This is a genomic window from Pseudomonas sp. GW823-FHT03E05, assembly GCF_058796855.1.
Genome location: NZ_JBXAJB010000005.1, coordinates 668,854 through 689,752, shown reverse-complemented (window position 1 = coordinate 689,752; position 20,899 = coordinate 668,854). Strand labels below are relative to the sequence as shown.

General features: G+C 65.1%; 19 protein-coding genes. 16 read left to right on the top strand and 3 right to left on the bottom strand.

Going from position 1 to position 20,899, the window contains the following annotated elements:
- The first annotated feature begins 173 nt into the window (after window positions 1–173).
- The 6 genes from AC1RCO_RS23500 (at window position 174) to AC1RCO_RS23475 (ending at window position 8,375) form a co-directional block, all read left to right on the top strand.
- On the top strand, window positions 174–1,718 hold the full coding sequence (locus tag AC1RCO_RS23500) for an MFS transporter (protein WP_011058523.1): 1,545 nt from the start codon (window positions 174–176) through the stop codon (window positions 1,716–1,718).
- Between the two features lie 14 nt (window positions 1,719–1,732).
- On the top strand, window positions 1,733–2,803 hold the full coding sequence (locus tag AC1RCO_RS23495) for an HlyD family secretion protein (RefSeq protein ID WP_011058524.1): 1,071 nt from the start codon (window positions 1,733–1,735) through the stop codon (window positions 2,801–2,803).
- Window positions 2,800–4,281 (top strand): efflux transporter outer membrane subunit, encoded by a 1,482-nt coding sequence (locus AC1RCO_RS23490; RefSeq protein WP_492618094.1) that lies wholly within the window; start codon window positions 2,800–2,802, stop codon window positions 4,279–4,281. The genes AC1RCO_RS23495 and AC1RCO_RS23490 overlap by 4 nt, the downstream gene beginning before the upstream one ends.
- A 70-nt stretch (window positions 4,282–4,351) precedes the next feature.
- Window positions 4,352–4,861 (top strand): sigma-70 family RNA polymerase sigma factor, encoded by a 510-nt coding sequence (locus AC1RCO_RS23485; RefSeq protein ID WP_011058526.1) that lies wholly within the window; start codon window positions 4,352–4,354, stop codon window positions 4,859–4,861.
- The gene (locus tag AC1RCO_RS23480; protein ID WP_220223513.1) at window positions 4,858–5,811 is read left to right on the top strand and encodes a FecR domain-containing protein; all 954 of its coding nucleotides are present in this window, start codon (window positions 4,858–4,860) and stop codon (window positions 5,809–5,811) included. Before AC1RCO_RS23485 ends, AC1RCO_RS23480 begins: the two co-directional genes overlap by 4 nt.
- Window positions 5,812–5,909: 98 nt before the next feature.
- Window positions 5,910–8,375, top strand: a complete 2,466-nt coding sequence (locus AC1RCO_RS23475; protein WP_015633684.1) for a TonB-dependent siderophore receptor — start codon at window positions 5,910–5,912, stop codon at window positions 8,373–8,375.
- A gap of 17 nt (window positions 8,376–8,392) precedes the next feature.
- Here AC1RCO_RS23475 and AC1RCO_RS23470 read toward each other — a convergent pair whose 3' ends face one another.
- From AC1RCO_RS23470 to AC1RCO_RS23460, 3 genes are all read right to left on the bottom strand, one after another.
- Complete coding sequence (locus AC1RCO_RS23470; protein WP_492618093.1) at window positions 8,393–9,082, bottom strand: NYN domain-containing protein; 690 nt, start codon at window positions 9,080–9,082, stop codon at window positions 8,393–8,395.
- Window positions 9,083–9,344: 262 nt separating this feature from the next.
- Window positions 9,345–10,100: a DUF3142 domain-containing protein gene (locus AC1RCO_RS23465; protein WP_103291455.1), complete on the bottom strand. Its 756-nt coding sequence runs from the start codon at window positions 10,098–10,100 to the stop codon at window positions 9,345–9,347.
- The gene (locus tag AC1RCO_RS23460; RefSeq protein ID WP_492618092.1) at window positions 10,070–12,262 is read right to left on the bottom strand and encodes a PA5441 family protein; all 2,193 of its coding nucleotides are present in this window, start codon (window positions 12,260–12,262) and stop codon (window positions 10,070–10,072) included. The genes AC1RCO_RS23465 and AC1RCO_RS23460 overlap by 31 nt, the downstream gene beginning before the upstream one ends.
- A 331-nt stretch (window positions 12,263–12,593) precedes the next feature.
- Between AC1RCO_RS23460 and AC1RCO_RS23455 the strand changes: the two genes are divergently transcribed.
- From AC1RCO_RS23455 to AC1RCO_RS23410, 10 genes are all read left to right on the top strand, one after another.
- Window positions 12,594–14,204: a glycosyltransferase family 39 protein gene (locus tag AC1RCO_RS23455; RefSeq protein ID WP_492618091.1), complete on the top strand. Its 1,611-nt coding sequence runs from the start codon at window positions 12,594–12,596 to the stop codon at window positions 14,202–14,204.
- 109 nt (window positions 14,205–14,313) lie between these two features.
- Window positions 14,314–14,775, top strand: coding sequence for an aminoacyl-tRNA deacylase (locus tag AC1RCO_RS23450; protein ID WP_011058532.1), 462 nt, complete (start codon window positions 14,314–14,316; stop codon window positions 14,773–14,775).
- Between the two features lie 14 nt (window positions 14,776–14,789).
- The gene (locus AC1RCO_RS23445) at window positions 14,790–15,035 is read left to right on the top strand and encodes a DUF2789 domain-containing protein (protein WP_011058533.1); all 246 of its coding nucleotides are present in this window, start codon (window positions 14,790–14,792) and stop codon (window positions 15,033–15,035) included.
- A gap of 64 nt (window positions 15,036–15,099) precedes the next feature.
- Window positions 15,100–15,345: a type II toxin-antitoxin system Phd/YefM family antitoxin gene (locus AC1RCO_RS23440; protein ID WP_011058534.1), complete on the top strand. Its 246-nt coding sequence runs from the start codon at window positions 15,100–15,102 to the stop codon at window positions 15,343–15,345.
- Complete coding sequence (locus AC1RCO_RS23435; protein WP_011058535.1) at window positions 15,335–15,616, top strand: type II toxin-antitoxin system RelE family toxin; 282 nt, start codon at window positions 15,335–15,337, stop codon at window positions 15,614–15,616. Before AC1RCO_RS23440 ends, AC1RCO_RS23435 begins: the two co-directional genes overlap by 11 nt.
- 142 nt (window positions 15,617–15,758) lie before the next feature.
- Window positions 15,759–16,187, top strand: a complete 429-nt coding sequence (locus AC1RCO_RS23430) for a MarR family winged helix-turn-helix transcriptional regulator (protein WP_011058536.1) — start codon at window positions 15,759–15,761, stop codon at window positions 16,185–16,187.
- Entirely contained in the window at window positions 16,184–18,271 is a 2,088-nt protein-coding gene (locus AC1RCO_RS23425; protein ID WP_011058537.1) for an FUSC family protein, read from the top strand. Before AC1RCO_RS23430 ends, AC1RCO_RS23425 begins: the two co-directional genes overlap by 4 nt.
- A complete protein-coding gene (locus tag AC1RCO_RS23420; RefSeq protein WP_011058538.1) occupies window positions 18,268–18,477 on the top strand; it encodes a DUF1656 domain-containing protein in 210 nt (69 codons plus the stop codon). Before AC1RCO_RS23425 ends, AC1RCO_RS23420 begins: the two co-directional genes overlap by 4 nt.
- Window positions 18,474–19,364 (top strand): efflux RND transporter periplasmic adaptor subunit, encoded by an 891-nt coding sequence (locus tag AC1RCO_RS23415; protein WP_011058539.1) that lies wholly within the window; start codon window positions 18,474–18,476, stop codon window positions 19,362–19,364. Before AC1RCO_RS23420 ends, AC1RCO_RS23415 begins: the two co-directional genes overlap by 4 nt.
- A complete protein-coding gene (locus AC1RCO_RS23410) occupies window positions 19,361–20,809 on the top strand; it encodes an efflux transporter outer membrane subunit (protein ID WP_011058540.1) in 1,449 nt (482 codons plus the stop codon). Before AC1RCO_RS23415 ends, AC1RCO_RS23410 begins: the two co-directional genes overlap by 4 nt.
- The last annotated feature ends 90 nt before the right edge of the window (window positions 20,810–20,899 follow it).

Below are 20,899 nucleotides of genomic sequence, written 5' to 3'. Positions count from 1 at the left end.
CCGGCTTGCCGGCGAAAGCGGTCTTGAGGGCCCCTTCGCTGGCAAGCCAGTTCCTACGGTCAACAGGGTGAATCATTGCGTCTGGCGCACTTATAAACTGTCGATAAGTCAGTTTTCGTCAGCATCGGCTGTTCATAAACTGCTCTGGTTTTCTTGTCTGGAGCAGTATTTCCATGAGTTCCCTCGCTGTCGCTGCGCCTGCTTCGGTTGAAGCCGCCAGCAAGCCGGCAGCCATTGCACCGCCGGTGTTCGGGCCGCGGATCATCATCGGCCTGGTGGGCGTGCTGCTGGCGGTGCTGGTCTCGGGCCTCAACGAGATGGTGACCAAGATCGCCCTGGCGGACATTCGTGGTGCGCTGTTCATCGGCTACGACGAAGGCACCTGGCTGGTGGCCTGCTACACCGCCACCTCGGTGGCGGCCATGGCCTTCGCGCCCTGGTGTTCGGTGACCTTTTCCCTGCGGCGCTTCACCCTGTGTGCCATTGGCCTGTTCACCCTGCTGGGGGTGCTGTGCCCCTTCGCCCCGAACTACGAAAGCCTGTTGCTGTTGCGCACCCTGCAAGGCCTGGCCGGCGGCGCGCTGCCACCGATGCTGATGACCGTGGCCCTGCGGTTCCTGCCGGCCAACGTCAAGCTCTACGGCCTGGCCGGCTATGCCCTGACCGCCACCTTCGGTCCTAGCCTGGGCACGCCCCTGGCGGCACTCTGGACCGAGTACGTGGGCTGGCAATGGGCGTTCTGGCAGGTGGTGCTGCCTTGCCTGCTGGCGATGGCGGCGGTGGCTTACGGCCTGCCCCAGGACCCGCTGCGCCTGGAGCGTTTCAAGCAGTTCAACTGGCGCGGCCTGCTGCTGGGCTTTCCGGCGATCTGCATGCTGGTGATCGGTATCCTCCAGGGCAACCGCCTGGACTGGTTCGAGTCGCCGCTGATCTGTGTGCTGCTGGCCGGCGGCCTGGTGCTGCTGGTGCTGTTCATGATCAACGAATGGTCGCAGCCGATACCCTTCTTCAAGCTGCAGATGCTCGGCATCCGCAACCTGTCCTTCGCCCTGCTGACCCTGGCCGGGGTGCTGGTGGTACTGACGGCGGTGATCATCATCCCGTCCGCCTATCTGGCTCAGGTCCAGGGCTACCGGCCGTTGCAGACCGCGCCGGTGATGCTGGTGATGGCCCTGCCGCAACTGCTTGCGCTGCCCCTGGTGGCAGCACTGTGCAACCTGCGCTGGGTCGATTGCCGCTGGGTGCTGGGGATCGGCCTGGGCATGCTGGTGCTGTCCTGTCTGGGCGGTACGCACCTGACCTCGGCCTGGATCCGTGACGACTTCTATGTGCTGCAACTGCTGCAGATCTTCGGCCAGCCCATGGCAGTGCTGCCATTGCTGATGCTTTCCACCGGCAGTATCACCCCGATGGAAGGGCCTTTTGCCTCGGCGTGGTTCAACACCGTGAAAGGCCTGGCGGCGGTGATTGCCACCGGTGTGCTGGATGTGCTGACCACCCGCCGCCTGCATTTTCATTCGACCATGCTGGTGGACAGCCTGGGCAACTCGCCTCTGGTGGACGACGGCGTCGCCGGCCTGGCCCGGCGCCTGCACCAGCAGGCCGTGGTGCTGACCTCCGCCGACCTCTACTACTGCATGGCAGGGCTGGCCGCTGTGCTGATCCTGCTGATTTTCTGGCTGCCGACGCGGATCTACCCACCGCGGGCGCCGACTTGAACGAGACCTTTGTCATGACGACCCAGAACAAACACAAAATCGCCATTGCGGTAGCGGCAGTGGCGGCCCTTGGCGTGCTGGCCTACCTGGCGCTGCCGGGGCTGTTCGGCCGCGCCGGCGAGCAGACCACCAACGACGCCTTCATCGCCGCCGACTACACCCTGGTAGCCCCGCGCGTGGCGGGGTTCATCAAGGAAGTGCTGGTGGAGGACAACCAGCAGGTCAAGGCCGGGCAACTGCTGGCGCTGATCGACGACCGTGACCTGCGGGCCGCGGCCCAGGCGGCGGATGCCGAGACCCTGGTGGCCAAGGCGCAGTTGCAGAACGCCCGGGCGACCCTGGACCGGCAGAGTTCGGTGATCGCCCAGGCCCAGGCTGCCTTGAGCGCGGCCCAGGCCGAGCGAGCCTTTGCCGAGCATGAACTGAACCGCTACAACCACCTGGCCGGGGTCGGCGCCGGCACGGTGCAGAACGCCCAGCAGGCCCGGACCCGCATCGACCAGGCCAGCGCCCGGCTGGCCACCGCCACCGCAGCCCTGGCGGCGGAGCGCAAGCAGGTGGAGATCCTCACCGCTCAGCGCGACGCCGCGGAAGGTGGCTTGAAACGTGCCCAGGCGGCCCTGGAAATGGCCAGCTACGAGTTGTCCTACACGCGCATCGTGGCGCCGGTGGACGGCATGGTCGGCGAGCGCGCGGTGCGGGTCGGTGCCTATGTCACCCCGGGCAGCAAGATCCTTGCCGTGGTGCCGCTGCAGCAGGCCTATGTACTGGCCAACTTCCAGGAAACCCAGCTCACCGCCATGCATGCCGGGCAGGTGGTGGAGGTGCGGGTCGACAGCCTGGGCGGCGAGACCCTGCATGGTCGGGTGGAAAGCCTGGCCCCGGCCACCGGTGTGACCTTCGCCGCGGTGAAGCCGGATAACGCCACCGGCAACTTCACCAAGGTGGTGCAGCGCATTCCGGTGAAGATCCTTCTGGAACCCAACCAGCCGTTGGCCGAGCGGTTGCGGGTGGGCATGTCGGTGGAAGCCAGCGTGGACACCCACAGCTCTGCCACCAGCGCCCGCGAGGTGACCCAGCGATGAGCCGCGAACGCAGCCGTCACAGACGCTCCCACGGGCTCCGCACTCTGCTGGCGCTGAGCCTGCTGTCCCTGGCCGCGTGCAATGTCGGCCCGGATTTCCAGAGGCCCCAGGCGACCCAGGTCCAGGCCTGGTCCGCCCCGGCCCAGGCCGCTGCCAGCCAGGCGGTGGACAGTGCCATGCAGGAGCGCTGGTGGGAGGTGTTCAACGACCCGCAACTGTCGGCCCTGAGCCGTCGCGTCCTGAGCGATAACCTCGACCTGCAACTGGCCACCAGCCGTTTGCAGCAGAGCCGGGCGGCGCGCCAGGTCATTACTGCCGAACGCTATCCGAGCACCTCGGCCAATGGCGGCTACGGGCGCAAGCGCAACAGCGCCGAGGGCCTGAACGACCCTTCGGGGAACAACGGAAAATCGGCCTTCAATCTCTGGGAAGCGGGCTTCTCCGCCTCCTGGGAGCTGGATTTCTGGGGCCGGGTGCGGCGCGAAACCGAGGCCGCCGACGCGACCCTGGAAGTGGCGGAGAACGACCGGCGCGGGGTGCTGCTGTCGGTACTGGCGGAAACCGCCCAGGACTACATCCAACTGCGCGGCGTGCAGAGCACCCGGGCGGTCACCGAGCAGAACCTCGAGGTCGCCCGGCACAGCCTGAAGCTCTCGCAACTGCGCCTGGCCGACGGCGTGGCCACCGACCTGGACGTGGCCGAAGCCGCCGCCCAGGTCGCCACCATCGAGGCGCAACTGCCGGAGCTGCAACAGCGCCAGGCGCAGTTGATCAATGCCCTCAGCCTGCTGCTGGGGGAGCCACCCCAGGCCTTGCACCAGGAACTGGCCAGCGATGCGCCAGTGCCGCAACCGCCATCCCATGTGGCTATCGGCCTGCCTTCGCAACTGGCCGAGCGGCGTCCGGATATCCGCCAGGCCGAGGCGCGCCTGCATGCAGCCACGGCCAGCATCGGTGTGGCCAAGGGCGATTTCTATCCGCGCATTACCCTGTCCGGCAACTTCGGCTCCCAGGCCCTGCAACTGGCGGACTTCGGTTCCTGGAGTTCGCGGCAGTTCGGCATCGGCCCGCAGTTCAGCCTGCCGCTGTTCGATGGCGGCCGCCTGCGGGGCATGCTCCAGTTGCGCGAGGCCCAGCAGCAGGAAGCAGCCCTGGCCTACCAGCAGACGGTGCTGCGGGCCTGGCACGAAATCGACGACCAACTGACCCGCTACAACGCCAGCCAGTTGCGCCGCGACAGCCTGGCCGAAGCGGTGCGGCAGAACCAGATCGCCCTGCGCACGGCACAGCAGCAGTACATCGAAGGGGTGGTGGATTTCGTCAACGTGCTGACGGTGCAGGGGGCCTTGCTGGCAACCCAGGAGCAGTTGGTGGAAAGCTCGGCCGGAGTGTCCCTGGCCATGGTTGGCCTGTACAAGGCGCTGGGGGGTGGTTGGCAGTCGGTCTACCCATTGCAGGCTGCCAGCCAGCCAGGTTGAAAAGCGTTTTGCCTGGATTGAGAAAAAAGTGTAATGATAATTGCTCTCAATCATGTGCGCAGTTTCATTCATGCAAGCCACCACTGACGGCAACGCTCAACTCCATCGTCTGTATCAGGATCATCACGGCTGGTTGCAGGGCTGGTTGCGCAAGCGCCTGGGCGATCGCGAGCATGCCGCGGACGTGGCGCAGGACACCTTCCTGCGCCTCTTGCTCTCGGGGCGTTTTCCCGGGCAGCAGGAAAGCCGCAGCTACCTGGCGCAGATCGCCCGCAACCTGGTGGTCGACCAATGGCGGCGCGCGCGCATCGAGCGCGCCTACCTGGAAAGCATCGCCCACTTGCCGGAGCCGCAGACCCCCTCCCTGGAAAGCCGCGCGCTGATTCTCGAAACCCTGATGCAGATCGACGCCATGCTCGACCGCATGCCGGACAAAGTGCGCCAGGCCTTTGTCATGTCGCAGTTCGAGGGGCTGGGCTATGCGCAGATTGCCGAGCGCCTGGAGGTTTCCGTCAGCTCGGTGCAGAAGTACATGACCCGGGCGATCCAGGCCTGTTACCAGGTGCTCTACGCAGAATGAAACCTCGTCAGGCACCCATTGCCCCCAGCGTTGTCGAGCAGGCCAGCGAGTGGCTGATGCTGCATTGGGGCGGCGAATTGAGCGCGCAGCAGCGCAGCGCCTTCGACGCCTGGCAGCAGGCCGATCCCGAGCATCAGCGAGCCTGGCAACGCCTGCAGCAACTGCAACAGACCCTGCAAGGCGTGCCGGAACACAGCACCCATGTACTGTTGGCCAAGGCGCCGGACCAGCAGCGCCGCGCCGCACTGAAGCTGCTCGGCTTGCTGCTGGCGGCCGGTGGCAGCGGCTACCTGGTGCAGGACAGCCAGCCCTGGCGAGCGGCCTTCGCCGGGCAGCGCAGCGCCACCGGGGAAGTACGCCACCTGACCCTGAGCGACGGCAGCCGCCTGGACCTCAACAGCGCCAGCGCCGTCGACCTGCTGTTCAGCGCCAGCGAACGGCGCATCCGCCTGATCCAGGGCGAGATCCTGCTGACCAGCGGGCATGACCCGTCGCGGCCGCTGATCGTGGAAACCCCCGCCGGCGATATCCAGGCCCTGGGCACACGTTTCGCCGTGCGCGAGTTGGACGGCGGCACCCGGGTCGATCTTTACGAAGGGGCCCTGCGGATCAGCCCCCGTCACACCCAGGCCCTGCAACTGAATGCCGGCGAACGCCTGTGGTTCGACGCCGGCCGGGTGTCGGCCCGGCAAGTGGCCCAGGTCAATGCCAGCAGTTGGAGCGAGGGCCGGTTGATTGCCGAACGCCAGCCCCTGGGGCAGTTCGTCGCTGAGCTGTCACGGTATCGGCCAGGGGTACTGCGCTGCGATGAGCAGGTGGCGGGCTTGCTGCTGACCGGGGTCTTTCCCCTGGCCGACAGCGATGCGGTGCTCGCCGCCCTGGAGCGCTCGCTACCGGTACGGGCCCATGCGGTGACCCGCTACTGGGTAACCCTCAAGCCGCGAGGCTGAATGCAAAAATATTTTGTCAGGCGGTTGTCGATTCCGGCGCGCCGTTCGGGATACCCCATGAAAGCCGATCAAGACGCATTCTCATGGGGAGTTCAGGAATGCCTTACCAGACCGCTGCATCCATTTTGACCCTGGGCGCTACCGCGCGCCGCCGAGCCTTTGTTGCGCTGCTGGCGGTGGCACCCGTGCTGCCAGGCATTGTCCAGGCCGAGCCGGGCAGCCAGAGCCAGGCCCGCGACTACCAGATCGCCCCCGGCAACCTCGACCAGGTGCTGAACCGCTTTGCCAGTGCGGCGGGGATTCTCCTGTCGGTGGATGCGAGCATGACGGCCGGCAAGCACAGCCAGGGCCTGCAAGGCCGCTACGAAGTGGCGCAAGGGCTGCACCAGCTCCTTGCGGGGACCGGCCTGCAAGCCACCCAGAGTGGCGCCAGCTGGGGGCTGCAACCAGTGGCCCAGGGCGCTGCGCTGGAGCTGGGGCCAACCCGCATCGGCGCCACCCAAGTGGATGAAAATGCCTGGGGCGCAGTGCCGGGGATCGTGGCCAAGCGCAGCGCCACCGGCAGCAAGACCGATTCGGCGCTGGTGGAGATTCCGCAGACCATCAACGTGATCGGCGCCAAGGAGATCAGCGCCCGTGGTGCCCAGAGCGTGACCGAGGCGCTGCTCTATACCCCGGGCATGACCGGCGGCGGCTTTTCCGACCGGGTGAAGATTTTCGACGAACCCACCTCCCGTGGTTTTTCACCGACTCCGCTGTACCTCGACGGCCTGCACTTGCCCTATGGCGGTGGCAGTACCGGTGGTGCCCTGCAGATCGAGCCCTATTCCCTGGAGCGCATCGAAGTGCTCAAGGGCCCGGCCTCAGTGCTCTACGGGCAGAACCAGCCGGGCGGGATCGTCAACATGGTCAGCAAGCGGCCCACCGAGACCCCCGTGCATCAGCTGAAAGTGGAAGCCGGCAGCTACGACCACAAGAGCATCGCCCTGGACCTGGGCGGCCCGCTGGATGAGCAGGGGCAGTTCCTCTATCGCCTGACCGGCCTGGCCAGCGACAGCCAGGACGCCATCGATTACGTGCAGCGCCAGCGTCAGTTCATCGCCCCGAGCCTGACCTGGCGGCCGGATGACGACACCCAACTGACGGTGTTTGCCCAGTTCCAGAAGGACAACGACGTGCCCGAGGCCCAGGGCCTGCCCAGCGTGGGCACGGTGTTCGCCAACCCCAACGGCAAGATCGACCGCGACCTGTTTCTCGGCGAGCCCGGGGTCAATGCCTACGACCGTGACCAGTTCGTCGTGGGCTACGAGTTCTCCCATCGCCTGAACGATGTCTGGACCCTGAAGCAGAATGCCCGCTACGCCGACGTCGACGACCGTTACCGTGCGCCGCTGCACGGCTACAAGTTCGTCACCAACCCCAAGACCGGGCTCGACGACCAGCGCTACATGACCCGCTACGGGGTCGACTGGAAGCAGCACAACAAGGTCTTCGGCGTGGATAACATCGCCCAGGCCGAGTTCGACACCGGGCCGTTCAACCACACGGTGTTGGTGGGGCTGGATTACTACCACTTCAATTCGAAATACCACGGCAAGTACGACTACAACCCGCCGATTCTCGACATGTTCACCCCCACCTACGGCCAGTCGCTGAATTTCGGCAACGCTTACCAGTGGGACAACACCATCATCCAGACCGGCCTCTACGTGCAGGACCAGATCAAGTACGAGAAGTGGGTGCTGGTGCTGGGCGGTCGCAACGATTGGGCGGAAACCGACAACAAGGCGCCGCTGGGTGGGGCCCATACCAACGTCAAGAACCAGTCCTTCACCGGGCGCGGGGGGCTGGTGTACCTGTTCGACAACGGGCTGGCGCCCTTTGTCAGCTACTCGGAATCCTTCCTGCCGTTGAGCGGCACCAGCTTCCAGCGCAGCGCGTTCGAGCCTTCCACCGGCAAGCAGTACGAAGTGGGGGTGAAATTCCAGCCTCCGGGCCAGGAGAGCTTCGTCCAGGTATCGGCCTATCAGCTGGACCAGGAGAACATTCTGACCACCGACCTGGCCAACCCCGGGTTCAGTATCCAGAGCGGCGCGGTGCGCTCCCGGGGTATCGAGCTTGAAGCCAAGGCCAGCCTCAACGAATCGCTGGACGTGATTGCCTCGGCATCGCGCAACGACATCAAGTACACCAAGGACAACGATGGCCGCGAGGGTCGCCACCCGGCGGGCATGCCACCCCTGACTGCTGCGTTGTGGCTCAACTACACCATCCTGGGCGACACCCCCCTGGCAGGCCTGGGAGCGGGCGTCGGCGCCCGCTACGTCAAGGGCAGCTACGGCACCGACTACGACGGCGCCTTCCAGATCCCTTCCTACACCGTGTACGACGCCGGCCTGACCTACGACCTTGAAAAGTCGCCGTTGCAGCTCAAGGGCGTGAAGCTGGCGCTGAACGTGAAGAACCTCACCGACAAGACCTACGTCGCCAAATGCACCAGCATCTGGGACTGCTACTACGGCGAAGGCCGGACCATGGTCTCGAGCCTGACTTATGACTGGTAAGGCCGCAGCAGCTGGGCTCACCAGTAGTCCGGCTTGATCGCGGGCGCCTTGCGGGTCGCCACTCGTTCGGGGAACTGGTGCTTGCACAGTTCCTCTGCGCTGACGACCCGGCGCATCCAGTGGGCCTGGGCTTTCAGTGAGCCGGGTTGCGGGCGCTGATACTGCGGGCGGTGAGGCAGGATCACGCCAAGGGTCAAGTCCGGGAAGTCTTCGCGAATGGCCCGCAGCGCTGGTGCCATATCGGTGTCTCCCGAGACCAGCACCAGTTGCTCGATGCGTTCATCTGGAGGATGCAGGGTTTGCCTGGCTGCGAGGCGGTACATGCTGCTCGCCAGATGGACGTCGGTTTCCTTTTCCTCAAGTTTCCAGATGTCCACCGTGTCCTGGCGTGAAGCCCCTACGGCTTTATTGATGAAGCGTGGGGCTTTGGCCGGTTCAAGCTGATGGCGCCCCAGGTGCACATTGACCTGGGACGCCTTCAAGGCCCGCAAGTAGGTGTCTTGCGCTTCCTTGGAGGCCCGGCCGCGGGTGGCCAGCCGGGGTTTGACTGAAGAAGTGAAGTAGTCCACCGAGGCCAGTCGGCTGGCGGGGTTCTCGATCTGCACGATATGGGTCAGCAACCCGGGCAGGTCGAGCCACTTGAATGGGGTGTCGGCCAGCAACCCGTAGAACAGGTTGTAGCCATCGACAAAGAAGGCCGCGCGCACTATTCCATTCCCTGGAAACGAAAAAACCGGCCTGGGCCGGTTTTTTCACCCCAACGGCCAGCGAACTTAATCTCTGCGTACGGGGTTGAGTTGTGAGGTCGAGCCTAGTGCCTGTATTCGTCGAGGTCAATCCTTGTCCGACGAGAGAGGTATCACCAATGGCTGCTTGGCATATCAACTCCGCGGGAACCGTTTTGCCTCAGCAGGCTTCGAGGATCAAGGGCACTGATGGGCATTACTGTGAGCACTTATTGCACCGCTCTCAGGGTCCGGGCTGAGGATTCTGCAAGAACACCACGTAGCCCTTGAACCAGGGGCTGTCGCGCAGGGCCTGGGGTTCCTGCCATTCACCGCCCTGGATCAGGCCGACCTTGTAGGGCAGGCCCATGCGGTCCAGGCGCGGCAGGTAGCTGGCGTAGTTGGGGATGCTGCGGCGCCCCTGGTAGGTCTGCACCACCACTTCGTCCACCACGCCCTTGAGCTGGCCGATGGCTTGCGGGTCGGCGTTGCTGCCCCAGTCCATCAACCCGGTGATGCTCAGGCGGTAGTGCGCCGGCAGGCGCTGGCGCAGGTCGCGCAGGAAGTGGCCATAGCGCTCCAGGTCGTGGGTGCTGCTGTCGAAATCGATCTGGATGCCCACCACCTGGGTGCCCGTGGCCTGCCAACGCCGGACCTGGCCCAGCAACTGGTCATACAGCGGTTCGGGCCAGGCCAGGGTGTGGGCGCGGTAGACCACCCACACCTGCTCCTGGCGCAGACGCGACACCGGCAGGCCCTGGGCGATGAGCTGGACGCCGCTGGCCGGATGGCGTCGCGAACGGCTGATCTGGCCCTGGAGGAGGTACAGGGTCCTGGCCTGGCCCAGCACCGGCTGGGTCTTGACCCCGCTCCACAGCCAGAAGGCGTCGTAGTCGGCGGCGTCCACTGCCGCGCTGGCCGGTGTTGCCCAGCACAGCCACAGCAGCAGGCCATAGCCCAGGCGCTTGCCTACCAGTAGTAACGCAGCGACTGAGCCCACTGGGTATCCCCCAACTTGGTCTTCAACTGGCGGAACCAGGCCTTGCGCACGGCGGGCTCGACACCGGCACCGCCACAGTTGTTATGGCCCGAGGAGGCGTAGCAGTTGATGGCTCGGTACAGCGCGTAGGCGCGATCGTCACGGCTGGCCTTGGGGTTGTTGATCACCACCTGATAGCCGTCGAGCCGCGAGAACGGCTTGCCCGGGAACGTGTCCTGGGTGCCGCCCAGGTTCTCGGCCGGTGGCGGGGTGTCCAGGGGCATGCGGTCGAAGCCGCTGAAACGCATGAACTCGCCGAGGCAGAGCAGCCCGGCCGGGGCTTTCGGGTCACGCTGCAGGAGGGCGACCGTCTCCAACAGGCTTGGGCAGCGGTAGTCGGGTTTTTCGTCTTCGGGCTGTGGGCCATTCCAGTGGAAGTCCTGCAACGGCGGGGTAACGAGGTAGATGTAGCCCAGGCTGGCGGCAAGGCTAGCGTCGGGCAGGGTGGGCGGCAGTTGCTCGAAGTCTTTGCCGAAGGCCGCGTACTGGCCGCGGGTCAGGTCCTTGTACAGCAGGATAAAACGCGCGGCGTTGCGTTCCGCTGGCGACTCGGCCTTCTGCGCTTGCTGGCGCAGCAGTTGGGGAGAGGCCACCTGGCGCAGGAGAATGGCGCGCACCTGGGCAGTCTTGATCGGCGAGTCGTCGGCGAACACCTTGGCCAGTTGCCCGCTGCGCTCGTAGGTGTAGGCCAGGGCCAGTTCCAACTGTTCACGTTGCAGCGGTTGCTGGGCCAGGGGCAGCAATTGCAGCCACAGCGCCTCGGCGCCTTTCCAGTCCTGCTGGGCCTGCAGGGCCAGGCCACGCAGGATCTGCTGGCTGAAGCTCAGGTAGTCCAGTTGCGCAGGCAGTTGGCTGGGCAATTGTTTGAGCGCCGCCGCCGGTTGTTTTTCGACATACAGGCTGAAAGCGGCCTGGAGGTAGTCGAACAGCGCCGGCTGGCTGGCGAACAGGGCCTTCTGCTGTTGCAGGGCGTCCCGGGTCAGGGGCGCCGATGGGGCGTCGCGCATGCGCATCAGGTCCTTGACCGCCAGCAGCAGCGGAGCCTTGAAGTGGTCTTCGGGCAGGCTCAGCAGTTTGTAGTCGACTTCTTCCACCAGGTCGTCCAGAGGCATGTTGCGCGGGGTGCCGGGAGCCTGGGTCAGTTGCCAGGCGTAGTCCTCGGCCAGGGCCTGGGTGTCGCCCGTCAGCCAGTGCACACGGCGGATCAGACCCTTGGCGGAAACGGCGTAGCGGCCCTGTGGATAAGTCTTCAGGTAGGCCTCGAAACCGGCGCCGGCCTGTTGCAGGACGGCTTTGTCCACATGCTCCAGATTGACCATGCTCCATTCATCGAAGGCGTTCTGCTGGGCCAGGTTGAGCAGGGTGCGCGGGCTCATGTAGGCCGCGGTTTCGGCCAGCCAGGGCTGGGGATTGTCCTTGAGCTCGGCAAAACCGTTGCCGGCTTCGTTGAAGCGGCCGCTGTAGAAGTCGGCGGCGGCCTGCAGGTAGCCGGCGAACGCCTTGGCCGCCGCCGAGTTCAGGTTGGCCGGCAGCAGCTTGCTCATTTCGCTGGCGTTCCAGTCGCAGCTGGCCAGCAATTGCACCCGGGCCTCGGCCAGGGCCTGGCGTTCTTCCGGGCTCAGTGGCGCCTGGTCGAGCTGCTCGACAAAAGCCAGGGCACTGGCGTCCGAGTTGCTGCGGCAGCGGCTGCCTTCTCCGGAGAGAAAGCCGTTCCCGGCGGCTTCCTTGCTATCGCGACGCAGGCCTACGGCCTGCAGTAGGCTGTCGAGCTGCTCGGTGGCGGGCGAGGGGCCTGGCTTGGGTGGGTTGCCAGTGTCGGGATCGAGTTCGGGCTGCGCCGGGTGCAGGCGATAGTGCATGAAGGGCACAGGGCCGTAGCCCATGCCCAGCTCATCCTGGGTCAGGGCCCGGGGTGCCAGGGGCAGGCTGCCCTGGTCGGCCAGCAGCAGCCGCAAGTTGACCCGGCTGTCGTTGCCGGGGTTGAGAAAGGGCAGGTTGCTGCAATCGTCCATGCGATTGGAGTAGAGCGACCAGGTCGGCGAGCAGATGTCATCCGAGCTGGCCTGCGCCTGGCCGGCGCACAGGGCGGTGAGGGTCAATGCCGAGAGCAGAAGCTTGCGCATGAATTGTCCTTAATTCAGAAAAGCCATGAGGGCAGGTTCCGAGTGTGGCGAAAATCATACAGAAGGCGCCGGCTGGCACCTACGTCGCTGGTTAGAAAATCCGCCGTTCTGTGACGCGACTTTGCTGCCCTCCGGTCTATGTTCATCCATTGCCGGTGATGGCCGGGCCTGATCCCGGAAGGCGGTACCCGAGGGCAATCGGCAGGCGTCGCACATGGCATTCGAGGAGCGGCTTTTTACCCTTGCGTCTGTGCTTTGCGGTTTTCCAGGCAAAGGACGATGCTATCGGGGTTTGAGCGACCAGATCAGGCGAGTTTATGGGGAGCAAGGAATGGATTTTCGCAGAGCGCCGGAGTTGATCGGGCGTTTGCAAGAGCAGGCCGTCGTGCCTCGGGAGCAAGGTGTGCAGCGGCTGATGCGCTTGGCGCTGGAGTATTGGTTGCTGCCGGTGTTGCTGTTGGCTGCGGCCGTTCGCTTTTATGACCTGACCGCCGCGGCCATCTGGGGCGACGAAGGTTCCAGCCTGGTGCTCAGCCAGTATTCGCTGAGCGAAATCTGGTTTCATGCGGCCCGCGACGTCCATCCGCCGCTGTATTTCATGCTCTTGCGTGGTTGGATTGAACTGTTCGGCGACGGGATTTTCTCCATTCGCACCTTCAGCGCGCTGCCAGGGATAGTCACCGTAGGGCTCGGCATGTGGCTGGTGGCGCTGCTGGCGACCCGTCGCGCGGCGATTCTCGCCGGTGTGCTGCTGGCCCTGCTGCCCACGGCCGTGCGCTACAGCCAGGAAGTGCGCATGTATGCGCTGCTGGGCCTGTTGCTGTTGGGAGCGACCCTGGCCCTGGTGTACTGGCTGCGCCAGCCTTCGCGTCCCGGCTATCTGTTGAGCTACGCACTGCTGATGACCCTGGCCTTCTACACCCATTACTTCACGGTGTTCTGCGTGCTGGCGCACTGGCTGTACCTGGCCGTTTCGGGCGTGCGCGCCGAGGGTGGCGGGCGCCTGGTCGCCCGCCCGGCCTGGTGGCTGGCGAATGCGGCGATCGTGCTGCTGTTCCTGCCCTGGGTCCCGGAGTTGCTCGACCTGCTGCGGCACATGGACGAGTTGAAGGCCAATGGCGATGTCGGCTGGGAGCCGGTGGTCACCTGGTCTTCGCTGCCGGCGATGGTCTGGCAATTGCTGATCCAGGACGAAGGCGACAACCTGCCAGGTGCGCTGTTCGTGGGCATGCCGCTGCTGTTGCTGGCGGTCTGTAGCGTCCTGGCCTGGCGTGATGGTGTACCTGCCAGGTTCGGCGGGCTGCTGGCGAGTTTCACCCTGCTGCCATTGTTGTTGGTGTTTGCGGTGTCGTTCGCTTCGCCAGTGTTTATCGAACGCTACCTGACCGCGTATGCCTTGGGCTTGCCGATGATCATGGCGGTGCTCATCGATCGCTGGCTTAAGACTGCCCGGCTGGTGGCGCTGGCGTTGCTACTGGGGTTCGTGGGGCTGGAAGCGGTGGGGCTGAAAAACAACATCGATGTCGACGCCAACGACCAGATCAGCGTGATGGTCGACTACGTCAACCGGCACTACGTCGCGGGCGACCGCATCGTTATCAGCGACATGCTCTGGTACTTGAGCTACGTCTACTACAACCGCACCGATGCCCAGCCGATGCTCTATACGCCGCCGCTGCCGGGAGGCACCTCCAGCAGGCCGAACGCGTACGGCTTCGGCACCCTGATCGACCACCCGGATCAGGTCTACCTGGATCAATTGAGCGCCTTGTCAGTGGGCAGCGGGCGGTATTGGCTGGTGGGGTCGGACGATCAGTCCGAGGAATTCGCGCCATTGCCCCAGGGGTGGCACAAAGTCGGTCAGTTCGCCGCGGGTGGTACTCGGGCCCGCTTGTTTGTCCTCTGTGGCTCGGCAGCCGGCGCTTCCTGTGCCGGGCAATGAACGCGCAGGGTGCCGTTCGGAAGTTCGAGGCCTTGTGTCTTGCAGCGCGACCTAGACTTGCATCAGGAGTCACAGTCCTGTCCCCGCTTGCGGGGCACCGAGGTGCATCATGCGTATGGCAAGAACCGTGCAGCGCAGCCTGGAACAAGCCGCTTGCGAGTTTGATCTGGTGAGCCATCCCCATTCCGCCAGCAGCCTGGAAACGGCGCGGGTGGCGGGGGTACCGGCGGAGCGAGTGGCCAAGTCGGTGATCCTCGACGATCACCACGGCCATTACCTGATGGCGGTGTTGCCGGCCAGTCGGCACCTGGACCTCGGCAAGGTGCGCGGCAGCGGCGAATGGCAGGTCACCCGGGAAAGCACCCTGGCCCACCTGTTCAACGACTGCGAGCGCGGCGCGGTGCCGGCCCTGGGCGAGTCCTATGGGCTGGACGTGGTGATCGACCCGCTGCTGACCCGGCAGAAAGACATCTACCTGGAAGCCGGCAACCACCACAACCTGGTGCACATGAGCATGGCTCAGTACCTGAAGCTGGTGCCCCACGCCGAGGTTTGCGAAGTCTCGCACTGATCAGGAGCCCGACCATGGAAGCACCGACCCACAGCCTGCCAGCGTTGTTCAAGCAGTTGGGGCTGGCCGACGACCCGGTGAGCATCGAGCGTTTCATCGCCACGCATTCGCCGCTCAAACCGGAGCTGCACCTGGCGGACGCATTTTTCTGGAGCGAGAGCCAGGCCGACTTTCTGCGCACGGAAGTGCTCGATGATGCGGATTGGGCCGAGGTGGTGGATCAGTTGGATGTGTTGTTGAGGAAGGGGCGCGGGGGCTGATGAGCTGTAGTTGTTGATATGGAGTATTTAGACCAGAATCACGACCTGAATTGAGGTCATGATTATGCAGAGTATTCTGGCTGACAAAGCCGTCAGCGTATCTGAGTTGAAGAAAAACCCTTCTGCCGTCTTGAGTGGTGCCCAGGGCGGGCCAGTGGCGGTGTTGAATCACAATCGTGTCATGGGCTACATGGTTCCGGCCGAGGTTTTCGAAGCGTTGATGGAACGCCTGGATGATCTGGAGTTGGCCGAAATCATCCGCGAGCGCAGCCATGAGACGCCCGTTCCGGTCAGTCTGGATGACTTATAGCCTTGAGTTCCTGCCTTCGGCACACAAGGAATGGAACAAGTTGGGGCATACGCTTCGAGAGCAATTCAAGAAAAAGCTCGCCGAACGGCTTGAGGTGCCGCGAATCCCTGCTGATGCCCTGCATGGGCTTCCCGATTGCTACAAAATCAAACTCAAGGCTTCGGGCTACCGATTGGTTTATCAAGTGATCGAAGAGCGCGTCGTGGTTTGCGTGGTTGCGGTCGGCAAGCGCGAGCGTGGAACCGTTTACGAGCAGGCCAGGAAACGCTGAGGTTCGCTGGCAAGCAGTGCTGCTTCACTATCAAGCAATTGTTACAAAACTTGACTGGATTTATCCGTCAATGACATATTGATAGTTAGCAAACTAACAGTGTGCGAACAATCTTGTGTCCAGCTCCCTTGAATCACTCCACATGAATATCAGCAGTGGCATGGTGGTCGCGTCTCGGCATTGGCGGCGGATCTGCCAGACCACGCTGGTCAACTTCGGCATTTCCGAAGCCTGCGCGGTGCCGCTGTTGATGATCGGGCGCCTGGGCGAGGGCGTGCGCCAGGTCACGGTGGCCCAGGCCGCAGGGATGGAAAGCCCGTCCCTGGTGCGCCTGCTGGATCAACTGTGCAGCGCCGGCTACGTGTGCCGCAGTGAAGACCCCCACGACCGCCGGGCCAAATGCCTGAGCCTGACCGACACTGGTCGCGAGCTGGTGCAGGCGGTGGAAAGCGAGTTGGTGCGCCTGCGTCATGAAGTGCTGGAAGGCATTGGCAGCGCCGACCTGGAAGCGGCGTTGCGGGTGATCCGCGCGTTCGAGTCCGCCAGTCATGTACCGGTGCTGCCATCTTGAAAGGCTTCTTTACCGGCATGCCTCCCGCGCGGGACTGGTTCTATGGCGTACGTACCTTCGCCGCGTCGATGATCGCCCTGTACATCGCCATGCTGATGCAGATGCCCCGTCCGTATTGGGCGATGGCCACGGTGTACATCGTCTCCAGCCCCTACGTCGGCCCCACCAGTTCCAAGGCCCTGTACCGGGCGATCGGTACCTTTCTCGGGGCGGCGGCCGCGGTGCTGTTCGTGCCGATGTTCGTGCAGAGCCCCTACCTGCTGGTGGTGATCATCGCCCTGTGGACCGGGATCCTGCTGTTCCTGTCCATGCACCTGCGCACTGCCAACAACTACGCCCTGATGCTGGCCGGCTACACCTTGCCGCTGATCGCCCTGCCGGTGGTGGACAACCCCCTGGGGGTCTGGGACGTCGCCGAGGCGCGGACCGAGGAAATCTTCCTCGGCATCGTTTGCGCCGCGGTGATCGGCAGCATGTTCTGGCCCCGGCGGCTGGCCCCGGTGTTCGTCGATTCCGCCGCCAAGTGGTTCGCCGATGCCGCGCTCTACAGCCAGCGCTTCCTGGCCCGCAACGTCCAGCCCGAGGAAGTCAGTGGCCTGCGCGCCTCCATGGTGGGCACCTTCAACACCCTGGAACTGATGATCGGCCAGTTGCCCCACGAGGGCGCCCGGCCGCAGACCGTGCGCAACACCAAGGAGCTGCGCGGGCGGATGATCAACCTGCTGCCGGTGGTGGATGCCCTGGACGATGCCCTGTATGCCCTGGAACGGCGTACCCCGGAGCTGGTGGCGCAGTTCGCCCCCTTGCTGGCCAAGGCCGATGAATGGCTGCAAGGCACCGCCCGGGATGCTTCGGTGGAACGCTGGCAGGCCCTGCGCGATGAACTCGAAGCCTTGCAGCCAAGCCCCGAAGCCCTGGATGACCGGCGCCAGCTGCTGATGTCCAACGCTCTGTATCGCCTCGGCGAGTGGATCGACCTGTGGCAGGACTGCCGCAGCCTGCAGCACGCCATCCAGAGTGAAAGCCAGGCGCCCTGGCGCGCGGTCTACCGGCATTGGCGGCTGGGCCGGCTGACGCCGTTTCTCGATCGCGGGCTGATGCTGTACTCGGCGGGCTCGACGGTCCTGGCGATCATCGTCGCCTCGGTGCTGTGGATTCTCCTGGGCTGGACCGACGGCGGCAGCGCCGTGATCCTGGCGGCGGTGGCCTGCAGTTTCTTTGCTTCCATGGACGACCCGGCGCCGCAGATCTACCGGTTCTTTTTCTGGACCGCGATGTCGGTGCTGTTCGCCAGCCTCTACCTGTTCCTGATCCTGCCCAACCTGCACGACTTCCCGATGCTGGTGCTGGCCTTTGCCGTGCCGTTCATTTGCGTCGGCACCCTGACGGTGCAGCCGCGGTTCTACCTCGGCATGCTGCTGACCATCGTCAACACCTCGTCCTTCATCAGCATCCAGGGCGCCTACGACGCGGACTTCCTGAGTTTTGCCAACTCCAACCTGGCCGGCCCCATGGGCCTGCTGTTCGCCTTTGTCTGGACCCTGATCGCCCGGCCGTTCGGCTCCGAACTGGCGGCCAAGCGCCTGACCCGCTTCAGCTGGCGCGACATCGTCAGCCTCAGCGAACCGGCGACCCTGGCCGAACACCGGCACATGGGTGCACAGATGCTCGACCGCCTGATGCAGCACCTGCCGCGCCTGGCCATGACCGGGCAGGACACCGGCATAGCCCTGCGGGAGTTGCGCGTGGCGCTCAATATGCTGGACCTGCTGGCCTACGCACCGCGGGTGCAGGGCGTGGCCCAGAGCCTGCTGCGCCAGGTGGTGGCCGAGGTGGGCGAGTACTTCAAGGCCTGCCTCAAGGCCGGCGAACGCCTGCCGGCCCCTAGCGGGCTGCTGATGACCCTCGACCGTACCCGCCGCGCCCTCGGCAGCCAGGGCCTGCAAGGCGACCACGAAACCCGCCTGCACCTGCTGCACGCCCTCAGCGGCCTGCGCCTGGCGCTGTTGCCGGGGGTGGAATTCGTCGCCACCGGCGAGCTTGAAGAACCCCTTCCCCATGGCATCGATGGAGCGCCCCTATGATCGGTGATCTGGATATCAGCGGGGTGTTCCTGCCCACGCTGCTGGTGCTGATGGGCATCACTTATGGCTTGTACCTGCTGGTGCACGGGGTGCTGACGCGCTTGCACTTTTATCGTCTGGTCTGGCACCGGGCGCTGTTCAACGTGGGTCTCTACGCTCTGCTACTGGGCGCCGTGGACTCTCTCAGTCGATACCTGATGACATGAAAAAACCTTTATTGACCATTGGCCGTGTGGTCCTGACGTTACTGGTGGTGACCTTCGCGGTCGTGGTGGTCTGGCGCATGGTGATGTACTACATGTTCGCGCCCTGGACCCGGGACGGGCATATCCGCGCCGATATCGTGCAGATCGCTCCGGACGTGTCCGGGCTGATCCAGCAAGTGCAGGTGCGTGACAACCAACTGGTGCAGCGCGGCCAGGTGCTGTTCAGCATCGACCAGGACCGCTTCAAGCTGGCCCTGCGCCAGGCCAAGGCGGCCCTGGCCGACCGCCAGGAAACCCTGGCCCAGGCCCAACGCGAGGCCAAGCGCAACCGTGGCCTGGGCAACCTGGTGCCGCGCGAGCAACTGGAAGAAAGCCAGTCCCGCGAGGCCCGCGCCCAATCGGCCCTGGCCGAGGCCCAGGTGGCGGTGGACAGCGCCCAGCTCAACCTCGACCGCTCGGTGGTACGCAGCCCGGTGGACGGCTACGTCAACGACCGTGCGCCGCGCACCCAGGAGTTCGTCACCGCCGGGCGCCCGGTGCTGTCGGTGGTGGACAGCAACTCCTTCCACATCGATGGCTATTTCGAAGAGACCAAGCTCGATGGCATCCATGTCGGCCAGGCCGTGGATATCCGTGTGATCGGCGACCGTGCGCGGCTGCGCGGGCATGTGGAAAGCATCGTCGCCGGGATCGAGGACCGTGATCGCAGCAGCGGCTCCAACCTGTTGCCCAACGTCAACCCGGCCTTCAGCTGGGTGCGCCTGGCGCAACGGATTCCGGTGCGCATCGCCTTCGACGATGTGCCGGCGGACTTTCGCATGATCGCCGGGCGCACCGCCACGGTGTCGATCCTCGACGACCAGGCCAAGCAGGAGCCCGGCCAATGAACAACGGCGCGCGTTTGGCCCTGGCCGGGCTCGGCCTGCTGCTCTCGGCCTGCCAGATGGTCGGGCCGGATTACCAGGTGCCCGGGGATGCTGCGGTGCAGCGCAAGGATTTGCAGGGCCAGTTGAGCGCCAAGGGCGCCAACGTGGTGTCGGCGCCGGTGCCTGCCGACTGGTGGCGGCTGTACCAGGACCCGCGCCTGGACCAGCTGGTGCAGCAGGCCCTGGCTTCCAACACCGACCTGCGGGTGGCGGCGGCCAACCTGGCTCGGGCCCGTGCCCAGGTGGATGAAGCCCAGGCCGCCGGTGGCTGGAGCGGTGGGGTCAAGGCCGGGGTCGAGCGCCTGCAGGAATCCGGCGAAGCCTTCCTGCTGCCGGAAAAGGTGCCAGTGGCCAACGTCGGCAACCTGTCCATCAGCACCTCCTACCAGTTCGACCTGTTCGGCACCTTGCAGCGCGGCATCGAGGCGGCCCAGGCCAATGCCGACGCGACCCAGGCTGCGGCGGATACCGCGCGCATTACCCTGGTGGCGGACGTGGTGCGGGCCTACACCCAGGTTTGCGCGGCCAACGAAGAACGGGAAATCGCCGAGCACTCCCTGAGCCTGCAAGCCCAGAGCACCGAGCTGACCCAGCGCCTGCGCGATGCCGGGCGCGGCGACGAAACCCAGGTCACCCGTTCCCAGACCCAATTCAAATCCCTGCGTGCCGAACTGCCGCGCTATGAGGCGGCGCGCCAATCGGGCCTGTTCCGCCTGTCCATGCTGCTGGCCAAGCCGCTGGATCAATTGCCCGCCGGCACCGACAGTTGCGCCCAGTTGCCGCATATCACCCAGCTGTTGCCGGTGGGCGATGGCGCGGCGCTGCTCAAGCGCCGCCCCGACGTACGGCAGGCCGAGCGCCAGCTGGCCGCCGCCACCGCGCGAATCGGCGTGGCCACCGGGGCCCTGTATCCGGATATCAGCATCGGCGCGACGGTCGGCACCGTGGGCATCCTCGACAACCTCGGCAAGCCTTCCACCAATCGCTGGGGCTTCGGCCCGCTGATCAGCTGGACGGTGCCGGCCAATGGCGCCCGCGAGCGCATTCATGAAGCCGAGGCCGCCAGCCAGGGCGCCCTGGCGCATTTCGATGGGGTGGTGCTCAACGCCATCCGCGAAACCCAGACCGGCCTGGCCCAGTACAGCGCGCAACTGCAGCGCCGCGATGCCCTGGCGGATGCCGAGCAGTCGGCGCAACTGGCGGCGGACCAGACCCACCGCTTCTTCCAGGCCGGGCGCGCGTCCTTCCTCGCCGACCTGCAGGCCACCCGTACCTACACCGATATGCGCGCGCAACTGGCGGCGGCCAACACCCAGGTAGCCATGAGCCAGATCGATCTGTTCCTGGCCCTGGGCGGCGGTTGGGAAAGCGGACGAACGCAAGGCCCGGAGCACGCGAAACCCTGAGGCGGTTGCTATGCTTTGATCAGTTGGAAAAGTGCCTTGTGCAACGTGCCTTCCAACCGATCAAAGCATGTGATGGTCATGGGGATTCCA

Excerpts from the sequence above, each read along its gene's own strand:
- AC1RCO_RS23495 (WP_011058524.1), top strand. The coding sequence starts at position 1,733 with ATGACGACCCAGAACAAACACAAAATCGCCATTGCGGTAGCGGCAGTG.
- AC1RCO_RS23480 (WP_220223513.1), top strand. The coding sequence starts at position 4,858 with ATGAAACCTCGTCAGGCACCCATTGCCCCCAGCGTTGTCGAGCAGGCC.
- AC1RCO_RS23415 (WP_011058539.1), top strand. The coding sequence starts at position 18,474 with ATGAAAAAACCTTTATTGACCATTGGCCGTGTGGTCCTGACGTTACTG.
- AC1RCO_RS23455 (WP_492618091.1), top strand. The coding sequence starts at position 12,594 with ATGGATTTTCGCAGAGCGCCGGAGTTGATCGGGCGTTTGCAAGAGCAG.
- AC1RCO_RS23430 (WP_011058536.1), top strand. The coding sequence starts at position 15,759 with ATGAATATCAGCAGTGGCATGGTGGTCGCGTCTCGGCATTGGCGGCGG.
- AC1RCO_RS23485 (WP_011058526.1), top strand. The coding sequence starts at position 4,352 with ATGCAAGCCACCACTGACGGCAACGCTCAACTCCATCGTCTGTATCAG.
- AC1RCO_RS23475 (WP_015633684.1), top strand. The coding sequence starts at position 5,910 with ATGCCTTACCAGACCGCTGCATCCATTTTGACCCTGGGCGCTACCGCG.
- AC1RCO_RS23445 (WP_011058533.1), top strand. The coding sequence starts at position 14,790 with ATGGAAGCACCGACCCACAGCCTGCCAGCGTTGTTCAAGCAGTTGGGG.
- AC1RCO_RS23440 (WP_011058534.1), top strand. The coding sequence starts at position 15,100 with ATGCAGAGTATTCTGGCTGACAAAGCCGTCAGCGTATCTGAGTTGAAG.
- AC1RCO_RS23410 (WP_011058540.1), top strand. The coding sequence starts at position 19,361 with ATGAACAACGGCGCGCGTTTGGCCCTGGCCGGGCTCGGCCTGCTGCTC.
- AC1RCO_RS23450 (WP_011058532.1), top strand. The coding sequence starts at position 14,314 with ATGCGTATGGCAAGAACCGTGCAGCGCAGCCTGGAACAAGCCGCTTGC.
- AC1RCO_RS23460 (WP_492618092.1), bottom strand. The coding sequence starts at position 12,262 with ATGCGCAAGCTTCTGCTCTCGGCATTGACCCTCACCGCCCTGTGCGCC.
- AC1RCO_RS23420 (WP_011058538.1), top strand. The coding sequence starts at position 18,268 with ATGATCGGTGATCTGGATATCAGCGGGGTGTTCCTGCCCACGCTGCTG.
- AC1RCO_RS23500 (WP_011058523.1), top strand. The coding sequence starts at position 174 with ATGAGTTCCCTCGCTGTCGCTGCGCCTGCTTCGGTTGAAGCCGCCAGC.
- AC1RCO_RS23435 (WP_011058535.1), top strand. The coding sequence starts at position 15,335 with ATGACTTATAGCCTTGAGTTCCTGCCTTCGGCACACAAGGAATGGAAC.
- AC1RCO_RS23490 (WP_492618094.1), top strand. The coding sequence starts at position 2,800 with ATGAGCCGCGAACGCAGCCGTCACAGACGCTCCCACGGGCTCCGCACT.